Origin of the sequence: Acidimangrovimonas pyrenivorans, assembly GCF_042643245.1 — a bacterium.
Lineage (GTDB): Bacteria > Pseudomonadota > Alphaproteobacteria > Rhodobacterales > Rhodobacteraceae > Acidimangrovimonas > Acidimangrovimonas pyrenivorans.
In genome coordinates this window covers 1-18,672 of record NZ_JBHRSK010000019.1, presented here as the reverse complement: position 1 = coordinate 18,672, position 18,672 = coordinate 1, and the positions used below count along the sequence as shown (strand labels likewise).

At 69.5% G+C, this 18,672-nt stretch carries 22 protein-coding genes; 12 read left to right on the top strand and 10 right to left on the bottom strand.

The genetic code is table 11. From position 1 onward, the window contains the following. Position 1: 1 nt before the first annotated feature. Entirely contained in the window at positions 2–517 is a 516-nt protein-coding gene (locus ACFOES_RS20105) for a hypothetical protein (RefSeq protein ID WP_377835343.1), read from the top strand. A 69-nt stretch (positions 518–586) separates the two neighbouring features. Then, positions 587–1,957, top strand: coding sequence for a glutamate--cysteine ligase (locus tag ACFOES_RS20100; protein ID WP_377835341.1), 1,371 nt, complete (start codon positions 587–589; stop codon positions 1,955–1,957). Positions 1,958–1,985: 28 nt separating this feature from the next. Here the strand turns inward: ACFOES_RS20100 and ACFOES_RS20095 are convergent, their stop codons facing one another. The 5 genes from ACFOES_RS20095 to ACFOES_RS20075 all read right to left on the bottom strand — a co-directional run bounded on the left by ACFOES_RS20095 (position 1,986) and on the right by ACFOES_RS20075 (position 5,879). Then, complete coding sequence (locus ACFOES_RS20095) at positions 1,986–2,393, bottom strand: DUF805 domain-containing protein (RefSeq protein WP_377835339.1); 408 nt, start codon at positions 2,391–2,393, stop codon at positions 1,986–1,988. Positions 2,394–2,489: 96 nt separating this feature from the next. Next, positions 2,490–3,101, bottom strand: coding sequence for a glycerol-3-phosphate 1-O-acyltransferase PlsY (gene plsY, locus ACFOES_RS20090; protein WP_377835337.1), 612 nt, complete (start codon positions 3,099–3,101; stop codon positions 2,490–2,492). A 2-nt stretch (positions 3,102–3,103) separates the two neighbouring features. Beyond that, the gene (gene pyrC, locus ACFOES_RS20085; RefSeq protein ID WP_377835335.1) at positions 3,104–4,393 is read right to left on the bottom strand and encodes a dihydroorotase; all 1,290 of its coding nucleotides are present in this window, start codon (positions 4,391–4,393) and stop codon (positions 3,104–3,106) included. After that, positions 4,390–4,920, bottom strand: coding sequence for a hypothetical protein (locus ACFOES_RS20080; RefSeq protein ID WP_377835333.1), 531 nt, complete (start codon positions 4,918–4,920; stop codon positions 4,390–4,392). The genes pyrC and ACFOES_RS20080 overlap by 4 nt, the downstream gene beginning before the upstream one ends. After that, the gene (locus tag ACFOES_RS20075) at positions 4,917–5,879 is read right to left on the bottom strand and encodes an aspartate carbamoyltransferase catalytic subunit (RefSeq protein ID WP_377835331.1); all 963 of its coding nucleotides are present in this window, start codon (positions 5,877–5,879) and stop codon (positions 4,917–4,919) included. The genes ACFOES_RS20080 and ACFOES_RS20075 overlap by 4 nt, the downstream gene beginning before the upstream one ends. Before the next feature lie 297 nt (positions 5,880–6,176). On the opposite strand from ACFOES_RS20075, the gene ACFOES_RS20070 reads away from it, so the two are divergent. From ACFOES_RS20070 to ACFOES_RS20060, 3 genes are read left to right on the top strand one after another with little or no spacing between them, the layout of a single operon-like run. Next, positions 6,177–7,007, top strand: coding sequence for a uracil-DNA glycosylase (locus ACFOES_RS20070; RefSeq protein WP_377835329.1), 831 nt, complete (start codon positions 6,177–6,179; stop codon positions 7,005–7,007). A 10-nt stretch (positions 7,008–7,017) separates the two neighbouring features. Then, the gene (gene moaB, locus ACFOES_RS20065) at positions 7,018–7,560 is read left to right on the top strand and encodes a molybdenum cofactor biosynthesis protein B (protein ID WP_377835327.1); all 543 of its coding nucleotides are present in this window, start codon (positions 7,018–7,020) and stop codon (positions 7,558–7,560) included. After that, the gene (locus ACFOES_RS20060) at positions 7,557–7,976 is read left to right on the top strand and encodes an NUDIX hydrolase (protein WP_377835325.1); all 420 of its coding nucleotides are present in this window, start codon (positions 7,557–7,559) and stop codon (positions 7,974–7,976) included. Before moaB ends, ACFOES_RS20060 begins: the two co-directional genes overlap by 4 nt. Positions 7,977–8,016: 40 nt before the next feature. Here the strand turns inward: ACFOES_RS20060 and ACFOES_RS20055 are convergent, their stop codons facing one another. Further along, a complete protein-coding gene (locus ACFOES_RS20055) occupies positions 8,017–8,862 on the bottom strand; it encodes a protein-disulfide reductase DsbD domain-containing protein (RefSeq protein WP_377835323.1) in 846 nt (281 codons plus the stop codon). A gap of 113 nt (positions 8,863–8,975) precedes the next feature. On the opposite strand from ACFOES_RS20055, the gene ACFOES_RS20050 reads away from it, so the two are divergent. Continuing rightward, on the top strand, positions 8,976–9,551 hold the full coding sequence (locus ACFOES_RS20050) for a YqgE/AlgH family protein (RefSeq protein ID WP_377835321.1): 576 nt from the start codon (positions 8,976–8,978) through the stop codon (positions 9,549–9,551). A gap of 162 nt (positions 9,552–9,713) precedes the next feature. Beyond that, positions 9,714–9,944: a hypothetical protein gene (locus tag ACFOES_RS20045; RefSeq protein ID WP_377835319.1), complete on the top strand. Its 231-nt coding sequence runs from the start codon at positions 9,714–9,716 to the stop codon at positions 9,942–9,944. Between the two features lie 31 nt (positions 9,945–9,975). Here the strand turns inward: ACFOES_RS20045 and ACFOES_RS20040 are convergent, their stop codons facing one another. Next, positions 9,976–10,389, bottom strand: a complete 414-nt coding sequence (locus ACFOES_RS20040) for a globin domain-containing protein (RefSeq protein ID WP_377835317.1) — start codon at positions 10,387–10,389, stop codon at positions 9,976–9,978. A gap of 258 nt (positions 10,390–10,647) precedes the next feature. Here ACFOES_RS20040 and ACFOES_RS20035 point away from each other — a divergent pair, with 258 nt between their 5' ends. Beyond that, a complete protein-coding gene (locus tag ACFOES_RS20035; RefSeq protein WP_377835314.1) occupies positions 10,648–11,937 on the top strand; it encodes an MFS transporter in 1,290 nt (429 codons plus the stop codon). Positions 11,938–11,939: 2 nt separating this feature from the next. Here ACFOES_RS20035 and ACFOES_RS20030 read toward each other — a convergent pair whose 3' ends face one another. Beyond that, positions 11,940–12,707: an SDR family NAD(P)-dependent oxidoreductase gene (locus ACFOES_RS20030; protein WP_377835312.1), complete on the bottom strand. Its 768-nt coding sequence runs from the start codon at positions 12,705–12,707 to the stop codon at positions 11,940–11,942. 65 nt (positions 12,708–12,772) lie between these two features. On the opposite strand from ACFOES_RS20030, the gene ACFOES_RS20025 reads away from it, so the two are divergent. Further along, positions 12,773–13,204, top strand: a complete 432-nt coding sequence (locus tag ACFOES_RS20025) for a cupin domain-containing protein (protein ID WP_377835310.1) — start codon at positions 12,773–12,775, stop codon at positions 13,202–13,204. 105 nt (positions 13,205–13,309) lie between these two features. Here ACFOES_RS20025 and ACFOES_RS20020 read toward each other — a convergent pair whose 3' ends face one another. Continuing rightward, on the bottom strand, positions 13,310–14,416 hold the full coding sequence (locus tag ACFOES_RS20020) for an anhydro-N-acetylmuramic acid kinase (protein ID WP_377835308.1): 1,107 nt from the start codon (positions 14,414–14,416) through the stop codon (positions 13,310–13,312). Between the two features lie 80 nt (positions 14,417–14,496). Here ACFOES_RS20020 and tyrS point away from each other — a divergent pair, with 80 nt between their 5' ends. The 3 genes from tyrS to ACFOES_RS20005 all read left to right on the top strand — a co-directional run bounded on the left by tyrS (position 14,497) and on the right by ACFOES_RS20005 (position 17,281). Then, positions 14,497–15,747 (top strand): tyrosine--tRNA ligase, encoded by a 1,251-nt coding sequence (gene tyrS / locus ACFOES_RS20015; protein WP_377835400.1) that lies wholly within the window; start codon positions 14,497–14,499, stop codon positions 15,745–15,747. 179 nt (positions 15,748–15,926) lie between these two features. Then, the gene (locus tag ACFOES_RS20010) at positions 15,927–16,655 is read left to right on the top strand and encodes a CoA transferase subunit A (RefSeq protein WP_377835306.1); all 729 of its coding nucleotides are present in this window, start codon (positions 15,927–15,929) and stop codon (positions 16,653–16,655) included. After that, a complete protein-coding gene (locus ACFOES_RS20005; protein ID WP_377835304.1) occupies positions 16,655–17,281 on the top strand; it encodes a CoA transferase subunit B in 627 nt (208 codons plus the stop codon). The genes ACFOES_RS20010 and ACFOES_RS20005 overlap by 1 nt, the downstream gene beginning before the upstream one ends. Here ACFOES_RS20005 and ACFOES_RS20000 read toward each other — a convergent pair. Next, entirely contained in the window at positions 17,274–18,245 is a 972-nt protein-coding gene (locus ACFOES_RS20000; protein WP_377835398.1) for a lytic transglycosylase domain-containing protein, read from the bottom strand. The genes ACFOES_RS20005 and ACFOES_RS20000 overlap by 8 nt on opposite strands. Positions 18,246–18,672: the final 427 nt, after the last annotated feature.

The following is an 18,672-nucleotide window of genomic DNA, read 5'->3' as shown; positions in this document are numbered from 1 at the left end:
CATGTCGTTCCTGCGTCCCGAAGCCGCCGAGACCCTGCACCGCTGGCGCGAGCCGCTGGCCGGCGCCGGCGCCGCCCTGCTCGGGCTATGGGTGATCTCCTTCGGCGGGCCGTTCTTCGCCATGCTCGGCGGCGGCGCCGTCGCCGTCGGCGCCGGGCTGGCCGTGATCGGCTGGCGCCGCCTGCGCTTTGCCCGCGGCGGCAACGGCCCCGGCATGGTCGAGGTCGACGAGGGCCAGGTCGCCTATTTCGGGCCGCTGCACGGCGGCTATGTCGCGCTGGCCGACATGAGCGAACTGGTGCTGATGAGCCGGCATGGCGAGCGCGCCTGGCGGCTGCGGCAAAGCGACGGCACGGTGCTGTTCGTGCCCGTCGCCGCCACCGGATCGGAGGCGCTTTTCGACGCCTTCGCCGCTCTGCCCGGCATCGACATGCAGGCGCTGCTGGCCGCGCTGGACGCGCCGCCGGGGGCCGCGCATATCGTCTGGCGGCGCCACCGGCCGCGACTTCTTCACTGAGTGCCCTTGACTTGGTCACGCTCGCGCGACAGGTCTGTGCCCTGACGCGCGACAGATCGGAGCCAGCTGATGTCCATTCCTCAATCCGGCGGCGGGCCGATCGAACGGTTCGAGCAACTTGCCGAATACATGGAAGAGGGCTGCAAGCCCCGCGAAGACTGGCGCATCGGCACCGAGCACGAGAAATTCGGCTATTGCGAGGACAGCCTGCTGCCGCTGCCCTATGACGGGCCGCGCTCGGTCAAGGCGATGCTGGAGGGCCTGCGCGACGCCTTCGGCTGGGAGGCGGTGCTTGAGCAGGACAACCTCATCGGCCTGACCAAGGACGGGGCGAATATCTCGCTCGAACCCGGCGGGCAGCTCGAACTCTCGGGCGCGCCGCTCGAGAACATCCACCAGACCTGCGACGAGGTGAACGAGCACCTGCGCGAGGTCCATCAGGTCGCCGACAAGATCGGCGCCCGCTTCATCGGCCTCGGCGCCGCCCCGATCTGGACGCATGAGCAGATGCCGCTGATGCCCAAGGGCCGCTACAAGCTGATGAACGACTACATGCAGACGGTCGGCACCCACGGCACGCAGATGATGCGGCGCACCTGCACCGTGCAGGTCAACCTCGACTTCGCCTCCGAGGCCGACATGGTGCAGAAGATGCGCGTCGCGCTGGCGCTGCAGCCGGTGGCGACCGCGCTGTTCGCCAACTCGCCCTTCTTCGAGGGCAAGCCGAACGGCCACAAGTCCTGGCGCTCGCGCATCTGGCGCAGCCTCGACGCCGCCCGCACCGGCATGGTGCCCTTCGTCTTCGAGGACGGCATGGGCTTCCAGCGCTGGGTCGATTACGTGCTCGATGTGCCGATGTATTTCGTCTATCGCGACGGCCATTACATCAACGCGCTGGGCCAATCCTTCCGCGACTTCCTCAAGGGCGAGCTGCCGGCGCTGCCGGGCGAGAAGCCGACGCTGAGCGACTGGGCCGACCACATGACCACCGTCTTCCCCGAGGCGCGGGTGAAGAAATACATCGAGATGCGCGGCGCCGATGGCGGCCCGTGGCGCCGGCTCTGCGCCCTGCCGGCGCTCTGGGTCGGGCTGCTCTACGACCAGTCGGCGCTCGATGCCGCCTGGGACCTGGTCAAGGGCTGGGACGTCGAGACCCGCGAGGGGCTGCGTGTCGGCGCCAGCGTTCAGGGCCTGGAGGCCGAGGCCGGCGGGGTGAAGATGAAGGCGCTGGCGCGCGAGGTGCTCGAGATCGCCGAGGCCGGGCTCAAGGCCCGCGCCCGCCCCGGCGCCGCCGGGCTGATCCCGGACGAGACCCATTTCCTCGACGCGCTGAAGGAGACCGTCGACAGCGGCAAGACCCCGGCCGACGAGCTGCTGGAGCATTACCACGGCGACTGGAACGGCGATCTGACCCGGATCTACGCCGAATACAGCTACTGAACGGCCACGGCCCGGGTCCGGGCCGGCCTCACTTCGGCGGGGCGCCGTACTGGTTGCCCCGGGCCTCGCCCGGCTGGGCGTTGAAGTAGATCAGCACCAGCGCCCCGATCACCGGGATGAACAGCAGCAGCAGCCACCAGCCCGAGCGACCGGTATCGTGCAGCCGCCGGGCGCCGACCGCCAGCGACGGCAGCAGCATCGCCAACCCGAACAGCCCGCCGAACAGTTGCGGCCCCTGGTAGCCGTGCATGCCGTGCATCCATAGCCCGGGAATCGGATACATGGCGCCGCCGAAAATCGTCCGGTCGAGCGAGCCCAGGATCAGGTTGCCGAGGAAACCGAACAGCATGAACCACCAGAATTCGGGCCGCGCGGCCCGGCCGGTGAAAATGGCGTATTTGCGAAAGCAGGTCAGAACGGCAGTCTTGAAATCCATCCGGCGCACTCCTCTGAATATCCCCGTGCGGGCGGAGGCAGGATGCGCGGCGAAAGCCTGTTTGTCTACCGGGCGCCCCGGCGGTCGGGGACGGCCCTAGTCCTTCTTGCGGCCGATCCGGGGCTCGGTGCCGGCGCGCAGGCGGGCGATATTGGCGGCGTGGCGGACATAGATCAGCACCGTCAGGATCACGATCAGGAAGAACAGGTCGCCACGGGCGAAGACGATGATCCACAGCGTCGACAGCGCCGCCGCCATCAGTGCCGAGAGCGAGGAATAGCGCAAGGCCGCGGCCGTCACCAGCCAGGTGGCGCAGGCCGCCAGACCGACGCGCCAGTCCAGCGCCAGCAGGGTGCCGAGGAAGGTGGCGACGCCCTTGCCGCCCCTGAAGCCCAGATAGACCGGGTAGATGTGGCCGAGGAAGGCGGCGAGGCCGGCGACCTGGGCGGCGTCCTTGCCCACCAGCGCGCCGGCGATCAGCACCGCGAAGCCGCCCTTGCCGGCGTCGAGGATCAGGGTCAGGAAGGCCGCCAGCTTGTTGCCGGTCCGCAGCACGTTGGTGGCGCCGATATTGCCCGAGCCGATCCGGCGCAGGTCGCCCAGCCCGAACAGCCGCGCCATCACCACGCCGAAGGGCACCGCCCCAAGCAGGTAGGCCAGCAGCGCCACCAGCCCCAGCAGGGGCAGCGAGGTCGTGATCTCGGGCATCGTCACTCCTTCCGCGCGTCGGCCGCGAAGACCTGCTCGCCACCGACGAAAGTCGCCAGCACCTTACCCTCCATGCGGGTGCCGTCAAACGGCGTGTTCTTCGACTTCGAATGCAGCATGGTGAAGCGGTCGAGGACGAAGGGCGCGTCGGGGTCGAACAGGACGAGGTCGGCCGGCGCGCCCTCTTCCATCCGGCCGCCGTCGAGGCCGAGCCGCTTCGCCGGGTTCAGCGACATCGCGCGGAACAGCTGCGGCAGGGTCATTGTGCCGTCGTGGTAGAGCCGCATCGCGGCGGGCAGGAAGGTCTCCAGCGCCACCGCGCCGGCCGCCGCCTCCTCGAAGGGCAGGCGCTTGGATTCCTCGTCCTGCGGCGTGTGCATCGAGCACAGGATGTCGATCAGCCCCGAGGCCAGCGCCTCGGCCACCGCCTTGCGGTCATCCTCGGGCCGCAGCGGCGGCGACAGCTTGAAGAAGGTGCGGTAATCGCCGACGTCGAACTCGTTCAGCGTGACATGGTGGATCGAGACCCCGGCACTGACGTCGAAGCCGTTGGCCTTGGCCCGCTCCAGCGCCGGCAGGGTGCGGGCGCAGGTGATCTGGTCGGCGTGGTAGCGCGCGCCGGTCATCTCGACCAGCGCCATATCGCGGTCGAAGCCCATGCGCTCGGCCATCGGGCTGACGCCGGGCAAGCCGCGCAGCGAGGCGAACTTGCCCGAGGTGACGGCGGCGCCGGCCGACAGGCCCGGGTCCTGCGGGTGGCCGATGACCAGCGCGCCGAGGCTGCGGGCATAGGTCAGGCAGCGCGACATCACCTTGGTGTTGGCGACGACGTTGTCGCAATCGGAAAACGCTACCGCCCCGGCATCCATGAGAAAGCCGATCTCGACCATCTCGCGGCCCTCGCGGCCCTTGGTCAGCGCCGCCATGTGGCGGATGCGCACCGGCCCGGCCTCGGCCGCCCGGCGCATGACGAATTCCAGCGTCTCGGGACTGTCGATGGCCGGCGCGGTGTCGGGCCGGGTGATCAGCGTCGTCACCCCGCCCGCCGCCGCCGCCAGCGCCGCCGAGCGGAAGCTCTCCTTGTGGCGCTCGCCCGGCTCGCCGACCTTGACGCCAAGATCGACGATCCCCGGCGCCAGGCACTTGCCGCCGCAATCGACCACCCGCGCCCCTTTCGGCGCCGCCATATCGCCGATGGCGGCGATCCTGCCGCCGTCGAGCACCAGGTTGCCCTGCCGCTCCTCGCCCGCCGCGGGGTCGATGATCCGGGCGTTTTCCAAGAAGATCGTCATGCCTGTCCCCTCTGGACGCGGCGCACGAGGTCGAGGACCCGCGGCGCCTCCGCGATATATTCGAACCCGCCCCGGCGCCGGTCCTGCGCCTGCCGCGAGCCGGTGAAATAGACGCTGCCCAGCGCCCCGTCCTCGAAATCGACGATGGTCGCCGGGTCGATGCGCCAGCTTCTCAGGCTGCGCCGTCCCAGCACCGAGGTCGCGACGAAGGCATGGCGGTCGGTCAGCGTGTACCAGCTGTGGCGGCGCAGGTAGGCCTGCCACAGGAAACTGCCGCCGGCCATGTTGGCGCCGACCACGACAAAGGGCAGCCCGAGGGCCGGGAACACCACGCCCATCACCCCGTCGCCCGTCGCCGAGCGGGCGGCGCCGAAGGTCCAGAACAGCGCGAAGCCGAGAAAGACGAGGCCGAACAGGAGCCGCGCCGGCTCGATCCGGGGAACGTGGAGATTGCCGTCGGGCCGGCCTTGCCAGAGGATCTTCTCCCCCGGTTCAAGGATGCCTTCCCAGCCATCGGGCGTGCTCACGCCAGCCCCTCCGCCGCGACGCGACCGCGCTCGGCCTTGAGGTTGCGCGCCAAGAGCTCCATCGCCGCCATCCGCACCGCGACGCCCATCTCGACCTGGTCCTGGATCACCGAACGGTTGATGTCGTCGGCCAGCGTGCCGTCGATCTCGACCCCGCGGTTCATCGGGCCGGGATGCATGACGATGGCGTCGTCCTTGGCATAGGCCAGCTTCTCGGCGTCCAGACCGTAGCGGAAATAGTATTCGCGCTCGGAGGGGATGAAGCCGCCGTCCATCCGCTCCTTCTGCAGCCGCAGCATCATCACCACGTCGGCGCCCTCGAGCCCGGCGCGCATGTCGTCGAAAACCTCGACGCCCAGCTCGGCGACGCCCGAGGGCATCAGCGTCGGCGGGCCGATCAGGCGGATGCGGTTCTCCATCTTGCCCAGCAGGATCAGGTTCGAGCGCGCCACCCGGCTATGGGCGATATCGCCGCAGATCGCCACGGTCAGGCGGTGCAGCCGGCCCTTGGCGCGGCGGATGGTCAGCGCGTCGAGCAGCGCCTGGGTCGGGTGCTCGTGCTTGCCGTCGCCGGCATTGAGCACGGCGCAATTGACCTTCTGCGCCAGCAGGTCGACGGCGCCCGAACTCTGGTGCCGCACCACGAGGAGGTCCGGGTGCATGGCGTTCAGCGTCATCGCCGTGTCGATCAGGGTCTCGCCCTTCTTCACGCTCGACTGCGCGACGGCCATGTTCATCACGTCCGCCCCCAGCCGCTTGCCGGCAAGCTCGAAGCTGGCCTGGGTCCGGGTCGAGGCCTCGAAGAACATGTTGATCTGCGTCATCCCGGCCAGCACGTCGGTCTTCTTGATCGTGCGGCGGTTGAGATCGACATAGGTTTCGGCCAGATCGAGGAGGGTTTTGATTTCCTCCGGCGCGAGATGTTCGATGCCCAGAAGATGTCTTGCGCGGAACGTCATGGCCCCTCCGGTCCGGTTTGCCCGCTTATAGGAAGCGGGGGGCGGCGGGACAAGGGCCGCGAGGGACGCAGGTGCCCCGGACTTTCGCCCGGCGGCAACGCCGGGCGGCGCCCGACCCTCCCCCCCCGGGAGGGCGCATTCCAGGAGCGGTCGCGGGGCACGGGCCATGGAGCGATGCGACCGACATCGCTCAAGAGCGGCGTCGCAAGCGCCCACCCGGGGTCGGGCGCCGCCCTTCTCGCCAGTGCTCCCACGCGACTCATTCACAATCCCGGCGATCGGCACTAGCTTGCCTGCATGGATATCGGCCGGGACTCAGAGATCGACTTCGACACCGCGCTGGCGCTGCTCGACTGGCAGGTCGAGCTGGGCGCCGACGAGGCAATCGGCGATGCCCCGGTCAACCGCTACGAGCTGCCGCAGAAGGCCGAGGCGCCGCGCCCCGCCCAAGCGCCTGCCGGAACGGCGCCCGCGCCGGCCGGCGCCGCGCCGATGCCCGCGCCGGCCCAGGCCGAGGGCCCCGACGCGGTCGAGGTGGCGCGCGAGGCCGCCGCGCGGGCGCCCGATCTCGACGCGCTCCGGGCCGCGATCGAGGCTTTCGACCTGTGCGAGCTGAAGAAGGGCGCCAAGACCACCGTCTTCGCCGATGGCCGGCCCGGCGCCCGGGTGATGATCCTCGGCGAGGCGCCCGGCCGCGACGAGGACATCCAGGGCAAGCCCTTCGTCGGCCGCGCCGGTCAGCTGCTCGACCGGATGTTCGCCGCCATCGGCCTGTCGCGCGATGCGCCCGATCTCGAACACGCGTTCTACATCTCGAACATCCTGCCCTGGCGGCCGCCGCATAATCGCGACCCGGCCCCGCCCGAGATCGCCATGATGATGCCCTTCGTCAAACGCCATGTCGAACTGGCGGCGCCCGAGGTGCTGGTGCTGATGGGCAATACCCCCTGCGCCGCCGTTCTGGGCAAGCGCGGCATCACCCGGATGCGCGGCAGCTGGACCGAGGCGCTCGGCCTGCCGGTGCTGCCGATGTTCCACCCCGCCTACCTGCTGCGCAACCCCGCCGCCAAGCGCGAGGCCTGGGCCGACCTGCTGGCGCTGCAGGCAAAGCTGCGCGAAATCTCCTGAAGGACGACAGATGAACCGGATCGACGAAAGCAAGGACTTCATCCCGGTGCGCATCGCGGTGCTCACCGTCTCGGACAGCCGGAGCCTGGCCGAGGACCGCTCGGGCGACACCCTTGTCGGGCGGATCGAGGAGGCGGGGCATATCCTCGCCGCCCGCACCATCCTGCCCGACGAGCGCGAGCAGATCGCCGCCCAGCTACGCGACTGGTGCGCCGATCCCGAGATCGACGTCGTGCTCACGACCGGCGGCACCGGGCTGACCGGGCGCGACGTCACCGTCGAGGCCCATCGCGACGTCTACGAGAAGGAGATCGAGGCCTTCGGCACCGTCTTCACCATGGTCTCGATGCAGAAGATCGGCACCTCGGCGGTGCAGAGCCGCGCCTGCGGCGGTGTCGCCCAGGGCACCTATCTCTTCGCCCTGCCCGGCAGCCCCGGCGCCTGCCGCGACGCCTGGGACGAGATCCTGCGCTGGCAGCTCGATTACCGCCACCTGCCCTGCAACTTCGTCGAGATCTTCCCCCGGCTCGAAGAACACAAACGGCGCAAATGATCCGCCCGACGCTCGCCGCCCTGGCCGTCACGCTGCATGAGAACCGCGTCCTGCTGGTGCGGCGGCGCAACCCGCCCGATGCCGGGCTCTGGGGCTATCCCGGCGGCCATGTCGAGCCGGGCGAGACGGCGCTGGAGGCCGCCGCGCGCGAGCTGCGCGAGGAAACCTCGGTGATCGCCGAGCCGCGGGGCTATCTCGACAATATCGACGTCATCCGCCACGACGCGGACGGCAGGCTGCGCCACCATTTCCTGCTCGCCGCCGTGCTGTGCCGCTACGTCTCGGGCACGCCCGAAGCCGCCGACGACGTGTCGGAAGCAAGCTGGGTCGAGTTCTCGGATGTCTTCGCCGGGCGGCTGGCGCTCAGCGCCGATGTCGACACCGTGCTGCGGCGGGCGCTGGAACGCCGACCCTGATCCCCGACCCAGATCCCCGGGCCAGATCCCCGGGTCAAGCTCAGCTTGCCGGGCAGCCCAGCAATTCGACCGCCTTGCCCGCGCCCAGCACGGTGATCTTCACCTTGGAGCGGTCAAGCGCGAAGGGCGCGCCCGTCGCCGGCACCAGATCTGCGGTGGCGGTCAGGTGCTTGCCGGTGCGCCGGGTCGTGGCCTGGGAAATCCAGATCGTCTTGTCCGGCAGCTCGAAGACCGTGGTCTCGTCCCCGCCCTGCGCCGGCAGGTCGAGCTGTGCGGTCAGCCGCAGCCCGTCCGCGATCGGCTCGACGGCGCAGGCGGCCGAGGTCAGCCCCGCCTTCCGCGCCGGTTCGGGCTGCGCCGCCAGCGCCTTGCGGATCGCCGGGTCGGGCGCGCCCTTGCCGGCCAGGTCGGCCGAGAGGTTCAGCGCCACCGGCACGCAGATATCGCGACAGACGCCGATATCGACCTTGGCCTTCAGCGCGACCGGCTTCGACGGATCGGCGGCGGTGACCTCGATCGGCAGCACCACGTCGTGCTTGTAGCCGATCGAGCGCATGCCGCCCGCGTCGAAGACATGCGGCTGCGGCCAGATCACCCGGGCCGAGGCGAGGTTGGTCGAACCGCTCCAGTCGAAGACCGGCGGAATCCCGGCCTCGCCCGGCGCCCGCCAATAGGTCTTCCAGCCATCGGCGAGACGCAGGTGCAGCGCCGCCATGCGCTGGCCGTCGGCCATGCGCCAGCCCGGCAGCACCTCGGCCTTGACGACCTTGTCGGGCGAGAAGCCCTCGGCCCGGGCGGGCAGCGAACAGGCGAGGCCGCCCAACAGGACGGCGGCGGCCGAGAGAGCGGCGGCAAACAGGCGGGAGGGGCGGCGGTTCGGTGTCATCCCGGCAAAGATAGGTATCGCCGGCGCAAATAAAAGTCACATTCGGGCGAATCCCGCCGGCTGGCCGTGGCGCCCTCTTGCGCAGAGCCCCCGCCGCCCCACATTCTATTGTTATGGATACCAGCCCCGATTCCATCGAACTGACCGGAAAGCTGCTGATCGCCATGCCCGGCATGGGCGATCCGCGCTTCGATCGCAGCGTGATCTTCGTCTGCGAGCATTCCGACAAGGGCGCGATGGGGTTGATCGTCAACAAGCCGATCCCCGACCTGCCCTTTTCCAAGCTGCTCGAACAGCTGGAAATCCCGGTCGGCCCCGGCGCCCGCCAGATCCGGGTGCATTTCGGCGGCCCGGTCGAGAACGGGCGCGGCTTCGTGCTGCACTCCGCCGGCTACCCGGGCAGCGAGGGCACGCTGCGGGTCGACGCGGAATTCGCGATGACGGCGACGCTCGACGTGCTCGAGGACATCTCGGCCGGCACCGGCCCCGACGAGGCATTGCTGGCGCTCGGCTATGCCGGCTGGGGGCCCGGTCAGCTGGAGGGCGAGATCGCCCAGAACGGCTGGCTGACCTGCGACGCCAGCAGCGCCATCGTCTTCGCCCCCGACGACGCCACCAAGTGGGAGCTGGCGCTCAAGACGATGGGGATCGAGGCGCTCACCCTCTCGGCCGCGGCCGGCCGCGCCTGAGCGGCGCGCCCCGGTCATAACCGCGTTTCCTCCGCTCTGCTTTCACGAATCCCCCCCTCCGGCCGCCACGGCAACGCCTTGGCGCCGCCGCAGCCCGGCCCCGAAATTCGCCGCAATCCCAGGCGAAGGATCGGGGCGGAACGGGATCGAAGGGGCGATGGAATGGGGACCTGGGAAAGTGGGGCCGGCTGGCGGCAGGCTCTGTGGCGTGCCTGGCGCCACCACAAGGCATCGGAAGAGGGCGCGGTGACGGTCAACTGGGTGGCGTTGACCGCGGCCGTCCTCTCGATCACCGGGGCGGTGATCTCGACCATCAGCCCCGCCGCCGAAAAGCACGCGGCGCAGACCGTCAAGCAGATGCAAAGCGCGGTGCGGAGCAGCAGCGGGAATTGAGCCCGGGAACCGAGCCGCCCGCAGCCGCGGGTTAGTCGATCCCGCCGGCGATCAGCATCCTGGCAAGGTCGTCATAGGCGGTGCGCCAGGCCGCTTCGGCCTCGGCGGTGAACTCGCCTCCCAGGTTGCTCCTCAGAACCTCGATCAGCGCCTCGGCCATCGGCGCGAAATGCTCGGCCTTGACGCCGAGCTGAGCATGGGTGTGGCCGAGCACCTTCATCGGTTCGGTCAGCGCCTCGGGCGCATCGAGGCTCTGGACCACGGTGTCGAGCGTGGTCATGAACTTCATTCCCTGTCCCGCCAGGTCCTCGCGGAACATGCCGCGCAGGTCGGGGCGGCGCCGGAACAGCGCCTCGTAGAATTCGACCGAGGCCGGCTCGAGGCGCTGGCGCAACTGAGCAAAGCCCGCGCGGATCAGCTCCGCCTGACGTTCGGTGACTGGCATGGCCGGCTCCTTTCCGATTTCACGATGACGTGAGAAGCCTCGCTCTCACCACCCCGAGCTGCCTTGATCTGCCTCAATCCGCACGCCGTTCCGACACCGCGGCAGGGCCTTATCCGACAAGAAGGAAGGTAGCGCGCGGCCTGACGCCGGCCAGTCCGCGAGACGTCCTCCAGTCGCCCCGGCCCGCGCGCAACGCCTTGCCGCGCGGCCCGGGCGGCGGCTATCCAGCGAGAAGCCGCAGCCAGGGGAGGGGACAGGATGGCCGAAGCCGCGATCGCAGCGCCGGAACTTCGCCACCGGATCATGGCCGGGTTCATCGGCAACGTGGTCGAATGGTACGACTTCGCCCTCTACGGCTACCTTGCCGGGGTCATCGCCCCGGTCTTCTTCCCCGCCGGCAATCCCACCGCCGGGCTGATCGCCACCTACGGCATCTTCGCCGCCGGCTTCCTCATGCGGCCGCTGGGCGCTGCCGTCTTCGGCTGGTTCGGCGACCGCTACGGCCGGGCACGGACGATGCAGATATCGGTGGCGATGATGGCGCTGCCGACGCTGCTGCTCGGCCTGCTGCCCTCCTATGCCACCGCCGGGCTGCTGGCGCCGGTGCTGCTGGTGCTGGTGCGCATCCTGCAGGGCCTGTCGGTGGGTGGCGAGTTCTCGTCCTCGGCCACCTACCTGGTCGAGACGGCGCCGCAGGGCCGGCGCGGCCTGACCGGGAGCTGGGCCAATATCGGCTCGATGTCGGGCTCGCTGCTCGGCGTCGGCGCGGCGGCGCTGGTCACCAACCTCTTCCCGCCCGAGGCCGTCTCGGCCTGGGCCTGGCGCCTGCCCTTCCTCGGCGGCGCGCTGCTGGGGACGACGGCGATCTGGATCCGGCGCAACCTGCACAATTCCGAGCGTTTCCAGCAGCATCACGCGGGGCGCGAGGACAGCTCGCCGCTGTTGCAGGCCTTCACCACCAACCGGCGCGAGACCCTGCTGGCGCTCGGCTTCGCCGCCGCCTACGGCACCTGCTACTACATCGCTTTCGTCTACCTGCCCGAATGGCTGTCGGCGCAGGGGCTGATGGCGCGCGGCCCCGCGCTGGCGATCAACACCGCGATGACCTTCATCGTCATCCCGCTGATGCCGCTGACGGCGCTGGTCGGCGACCGGCTGCTGCCGCGGCGGAGCTGGATCGGGCTGGCGCTGTTCGCGCTCGGCGCCCTCGCCTGGCCGCTGCATCACTGGATGCTGGCCTCGGGCGGCTCGCTGGTCTCGATCCTGACCAGCCACGCCATCGCCTTCGCGCTGCTGTCGGTGCCGCTCGGCTCGGGGCCGGCGCTGTTCGTCGAGATGTTTCCCGAATCCGACCGGCTGTCGGGCTATTCGGTCGCCTTCAATATCGGCGTCGGCATCTTCGGCGGGCTGACCCCGATGATCGCCACCAGCCTGATCGCCGCCACCGGCTCGGCGATGGCGCTGGCGCTCTACCTGATCGTCGCCGCCGCCGTCGCGGTGGCGGCGCTGGCCCTGACCCCGGACCGCAGCCGCGCACCGCTGCGCTGAGATCAGAGCGCGACCTTGTATTCCTGGATCGTGTTACCGCCATCGACGACGATCATCTGGCCGGTGAGGTAGCTCGCCTCCTCGCTGGCGAGGAAGACGGCGACATGGCCGATCTCCTCGGGCGTGCCGGGGCGGCCGACGGGGGTGTAGCGGCCGGCGGTGATCTCGTCCTCGCTGCTCGAACCGGTCTGGATCCAGCCCGGGCCGATGCAGTTGGCGGTGATGCCGTGGCCGCCCTCCTCGATCGCCAGCGCCCGGGTCATGCCCAGCATCCCGGCCTTGGCGGCGGCATAGGTCGAGCTGCCGGCGATGCCGACCACCGGGCCGGTGACGCTCGACATCTGGACGATGCGGCCGTAGCGCCGCGCCCGCATCCCCGGCAGCACGGCCCGAGTGACGTTGAAGGCCGAGGTCAGGCTGATGGCGAGGCCGAAATTCCACGCTTCGTCGCTGGTCTCGCGCAAAGGCGTGCCCGGCAGGTCGTGGCCGGTCTGGACCATGCCGGCATTGTTGACGACGATGTCGATCGGACCGACCTCCGCCTCGACCTCGGCGACCAGCGCCGCCACCTGCTCGGGCCGGGTCAGGTCGGCGGTCGCGGCGTGGCAGCTGCCGCCCAGTTCCTTCTGCCGGTCGAAGATCCGCCCGGTGGTCGAGGTGATCGCCACCCGCGCCCCCGCCGCCTGCAAGAGCTTCGCGCAGGCGAAACCGATCCCGCTTTCGCTGCCCGCGCCCGTCACCAGCGCCACGCGCCCCTGAACCCCCGCCATCGCCTTGCACTCCCTGTCGTTTCCCCCGAGCCTAGGCGGCGCATCGCGACAGGGAAAGGCCGCACATGACCGCAGAAGAGATCATCGCCGCGCTGGATCTGGCGCCGCATCCCGAGGGCGGCTGGTTCCGCGAGACCTGGCGCGCCGAAGCCGCGGAGGGCGAGCGCCCGAGCGGCACGGCGATCCTGTTCCTGCTTAAGGCGGGCGAGCGCAGCCACTGGCACCGGGTCGACGCCACCGAGATCTGGCATTTCCACGCCGGCGCGCCGCTGGTGCTGTCGGTCGCCGGGACCGCGGCCGGGCCGGCCCGCGACATGCTGCTGGGCCCCGACCTCGATGCCGGGCAGAGCCCGCAGGGCATCGTCCCGCCCGACCACTGGCAGGCGGCGCGGACGACGGGCGACTGGACGCTGGTCGGCTGCACCGTCTCGCCCGGCTTCCGTTTCGAGGGCTTCGAACTGGCCGTCCCCAGTTTCGACATCCCGCGCGCGCAATAGAGGAAATGGCCGGGGCGCTGCCCCGGACCCCGGGATATTCCGGCGAAGATGAAACAGCTGTTGCCGGCTTCTTCTTTGCCAAAGCCTCCCACCGGAAGCGCCGGCTCAGGCCTCCGGGCGGCTGATGCGGCCGCCGCCGGCCGCGGCGGCGACGCCGGTTGTCGCCGGGCAGGAGGTCGGCAAGCCGCGCAGCACGCGGACGGCGAGATGGGCGAAGGCCTGGGCCTCGAGCATGTCGCCGTCGAGCCCGACCGCCTCGACCGGCCTGACCGGGAACGGCAATTGCCCGGCGAGCAGGTCCATCAGCGTCGCGTTGTGGCGCCCGCCGCCGGTAACCAGCAGGAAGGCCGGCGGGGCGGGGAAATGCTCGACTCCGGCGGCGACGGCGGCGGCCGCGGCGGCGGTGAGCGTCGCGGCGGCGTCCTCGTCGCTCAGCTCGGCGACGGCGGCGGACAGGCCGGCGAAGGCGTCGCGGTCGAGCGACTTGGGCGGCATGCGGTAGAAATAGGGATGGTCGAGGAATTTCGACAGCACCCGCTCGTCGATCTCACCCTCGGCAGCGAGTGCGCCGTTCTCGTCATGGCAGGCGCCGCGCCGGGCCCGCATCAGGTCGTTGACCGGGGCGTTGGCGGGGCCGGTGTCGAAGGCCAGCAGCGCCCCCTCGGCCTCGGGCTTCGCCTTGGTCGGATCGACCCAGGTCAGATTGCCGACGCCGCCGAGATTGAGGAAGGCGATCGGCCCCTCGGCGCCGATGTAGCGGGCGCAGGCGAAGTGGAAGAACGGCGCCAGCGGCGCGCCCTGGCCGCCGAGCTGGACATCGGAAGAGCGGAAATCCCACACCACCGGCAGGCCGAGCACCTCGGCCATCACCGCGCCGTCGCCGGCCTGGTGGGTGCCGCGGCCCTGCGGATCGTGGGCCAGGGTCTGGCCGTGGAAGCCGACCAGTTCGGCCAGTTCGAACTCGTAGCGCGACAGCAGTTCGGCATGGGCGGTCTCGACCACCTCGGCCGCTTCCTGCACCCCGTCCTCGCCCGGCCAGCGGCCCAGCGCGGCGCGGATCACCTCGCGCTCGTCCTCGCCATAGGGCCGGTAATCGGTATTGCCAAAGGCGAAGATCGTCTCGCCATCGGTCTCGACCAGCGCCGCGTCGACGCCGTCGAGCGAAGTGCCCGACATCGCGCCCAGCGCCCAGATTGCCTCAGACTGCGTCATCCCGCTTTCCCTTGCCCCCCTGCGCCGATATAGAAGGCGCCGTGCGTTGCATGACCCGCCGAAGAATGGACCAGATCCCGATGACCTACCATCCGAAATCCGACTTCCTGCGCGTGATGATCGAGCGCGGCTTCCTGGCCGACTGCACCGACTATCAGGCGCTTGACGAGGCTTTGGTCAAGGGTGTCGTTCCGGCCTATATCGGCTTCGACGCCACCGCGGCGTCGCTGCATGTCGGGTCGCTGATCCAGATCATGATGCTGCGCTGGCTGCAGAAGACCGGCCACAAGCCGATCGTGCTGATGGGTGGCGGCACTACCAAGGTGGGCGACCCCAGCTTCCGCGCCGACGAGCGGCCGCTGCTGACGCCGGAACAGATCGACGCCAACATCGCCGGCATCAAGCAGGTGTTCGCCTCCTACGTCTCGTTCGGCGACGGCGCGAGCGACGCGATCATGGTCAACAACGCCGAATGGCTGGACGACCTGAAATACCTCGATTTCCTGCGCGATATCGGCCGCCATTTCAGCGTCAACCGGATGCTGAGCTTCGAGAGCGTGAAAAGCCGGCTCGACCGCGAGCAGTCGCTCAGCTTCCTCGAATTCAACTACATGATCCTGCAGGCCTACGATTTCCTCGAGCTGAACCGGCGCTACGGCTGCCTGCTGCAGATGGGCGGCTCGGACCAGTGGGGCAACATCGTCAACGGCATCGACCTGACCCGGCGGGTGCTGGACACCGAGATCTTCGGCCTGACCTCGCCGCTCTTGACCACCTCGGACGGCAAGAAGATGGGCAAGAGCCAGTCCGGCGCGGTCTGGCTCAACGGCGACATGCTGAGCTCCTACGAGTTCTGGCAGTTCTGGCGCAACACCACCGACGCCGATGTCGGCCGTTTCCTCAAGCTCTATACCGAGCTGCCGCTGGAGGAATGCGAGCGGCTGGGCGCGCTGGAGGGGCAGGAGATCAACGAGGCCAAGATCGTGCTGGCCAACGAGGTCACGGCGCTGCTGCACGGCCGCGCGGCGGCGGAGCATGCCGAGGCGACAGCGCGCGAGGTGTTCGAGAAGGGCGGCGTCGGTGACGACCTGCCGACGCTGGAACTGACCGCCGACGACCTCGGCGACGGCATCTCGGTGGTTCAACTCATCGTGCGCTCGGGGCTGGCGAAGTCGGGCAAGGAGGCCAAGCGGCTGATCGCCGATGGCGGGGCGCGGATCGACGACGCGCCGCTGACCGATGCCGGGCTGATGATCGACGCCGCCCGGCTGGCCAATCCGGTCAAGCTGACCGCCGGCAAGAAACGCCACGCGCTGGTGACGCTGGGCTGAGGGTGCTCTTCGCCGGGGACCGCGAAGAGTTTCCGGCGCAAGACGATGAGCGGCGCGCGGCGCGCATAGGTGGAAATACCTGTTAGCGCCCGCGCCCTTGCCGCAGCGCGGCGCAGCCGTTGACTCCCCACCCCGCCCGCGTCACAAACCGTTGCGAACGCGACAAAGGGGGAGAACCCATGAAGAAGGTCTACGGCAGTGCCGCGGAGGCGCTCGACGGGCTTCTGTTCGACGGCATGACGATCGCGGCGGGCGGCTTTGGCCTGTGCGGCATTCCCGAATTGCTGATCGCGGCGATCCGCGAAGCGGGCACCAAGGATCTGACGGTGGCCTCGAACAATGCGGGCGTCGACGGTTTCGGGCTCGGGCTGTTGCTCGAGACCAAGCAGGTCAAGAAGATGATCTCGTCCTATGTCGGCGAGAATGCCGAGTTCATGCGCCAGTACCTGTCGGGCGAGCTCGAGCTCGAGTTCAACCCGCAGGGCACCCTGGCCGAGCGCATGCGCGCCGCCGGCGCGGGCATCCCGGGCTTCTACACCAAGACCGGCGTCGGCACGGTGATCGCCGAGGGCAAGGAGCACAAGGAGTTCAACGGCGAGACCTATATCCTCGAACAGGGGATCTTCGCCGACCTCAGCATCGTCAAGGCCTGGAAGGCCGACGAGACCGGCAACCTGGTGTTCCGCAAGACCGCGCGCAACTTCAATCCGCCGGCGGCGACCTGCGGCAAGGTCTGCGTCGTCGAGGTCGAGGAAATCGTGCCGACCGGCAGCCTCGATCCCGATCACATCCACCTGCCCGGCATCTATGTCCACCGCCTGATCCAGGGCGAGCACGAGAAGCGTATCGAACAGCGCACCACGCGGCCGGCCGCCACCGGCTCGTCCGCGCAAGGGGAGGATCTCTGATGGCTTGGGACCGCAACCAGATGGCCGCGCGGGCGGCGCAAGAGCTGGAAGACGGCATGTATGTCAACCTCGGCATCGGCATCCCGACGCTGGTGGCGAACTATGTCGGCGACAAGGACATCACCCTGCAGTCGGAAAACGGCATGCTGGGCATGGGCCCCTTCCCCTTCGAGGGCGACGAGGACCCGGACCTGATCAACGCCGGCAAGCAGACCATCACCGAGCTGCCGCGCACCGCCTATTTCGACAGCGCCCAGAGCTTCGCGATGATCCGCGGCGGCAAGATCGCGGCGGCGATCCTGGGGGCGATGGAAGTGGCCGAGAACGGCGACCTGGCGAACTGGATGATCCCCGGCAAGCTGGTCAAGGGCATGGGCGGGGCGATGGACCTCGTCGCCGGCGTCGGCCGCGTCATCGTGGTGATGGACCACACCAACAAGCACGGTGACAGCAAGGTGCTGAAGGCCTGCACCCTGCCGCTGACCGGCGCCGGCGTGGTCGACCGCATCATCACCAATCTCGGCGTGCTCGACGTGGTCGAGGGCGGGCTGAAGATCGTCGAATGCGCCGACGGCGTGACCGAGGACGAGATTCGCGCCGCAACGCAGGCGACGATCGTCAATTGACCTTGCGAATCGGGGCGCCGTCCGCGGCCGCCCCGGTTCCGTCCGCCCCGGCCTGCTTGTCGCCGGCGGCGATCACCTTGAAGACGCAGCCGTCCGAGATCAGGTCGGGCGGCGTCGCGCAGAGGCCGCGCGCCACTTTCCACGCCGCCAGCACCTTGGGCACGTAATCGCGGGTCTCGGCGTAGTCCGGCACGCCGCTGGCCGCCTTCACCGCGTTCTCGCCGGCATTGTAGGCCGCCAGCACCATCAGCGGATCGTTGTTGAACTCGCCCATCAGCCAGTCGAGATAGGCCACCGCGCCCTGGATGTTCTGCTTGGGATCGGTGGCGTCGACGCCGAAGCGGTCGGCGGTGGCCGGGATCAGCTGCATCAGGCCGTGGGCGCCCTTTGGGCTGACCGCCTGCGGCCGGCCGCCCGATTCGACCCCCATCACCGCCAGCACCAGCGCCGGCGACACCCGGGTGCCCAGCGTCGCCTTGAGGATCTTCTGCCCCCATTTGCGCGCCATGTCCTGCATGTGCTGCAGCCGGGGCGCCGCGACCCTGTTGCCGCCCGGCGGCCCCGACAGCACGTCGAGCGCCTTCTGCAGGCGGCCGTTGCCCTGGCCCATCTTGGGCGAGATCGCCTGCCAGAACCAGCCGTAGCGCTGCGGTGCCGGCACGGTCTCGGTCTTGGCGACCGCGCCCGCCGGAGCCTGGTCGGGCGTCGTCACCGGCGTCTGGGTCGGGTCCTTCGTCTTGTGGGTCGCCACGTCGGGCGCGTTCTCGATCCACCGGCGCTGGACCTCGGGATCGACCTGGACCATGATCCGGCGCGTGGCCCCGGGTTTGGGCGGCTTGACCATGTGGAAGGTGAACCCGCCCGGCGGGCGATCGGCGGCGACCTGACCCGGCGCCGGCGCCACGGCACCCTCGGCCGCGCTCTGCGCCCCGGCCGCGCCTGCCAGCGCCGTCGCCAGAATCATCGCCAGCCCCAGATGCCTCTTCATGCGGTCCCGCCTGCCTCGGATCTCTGTTCAAGCTATCTCAGGAATCCGACCGAAATACCACAATTTCCCCACCCGCCCCCGGCCAGCCCGCCATCGGCACCGCGCACGCCCCGCGTCAAGCCGCCCGAGAACGGCGCATCCTCAATAGTAATCAACTGCTTGCGAACAGGCTCCCCGGCCTCTTGCCACCCCCAGAAAATGTACGACTGGCGCCCTAGTGTCGCCACGATTCGCGGGCCTTATGCAGTCATGCCGAAGCGGGAGGCCATGCAGAGGGCGGCCGACAAAGACCCGAAGCGGTGACGCGAAACGAGCAACTCAATTTCGAGGGGACTATCATGAAACTCTTCAACCTGATCAAAAGCTTCCGCAACGACGAAGACGGCGCCGTGACCGTCGACTG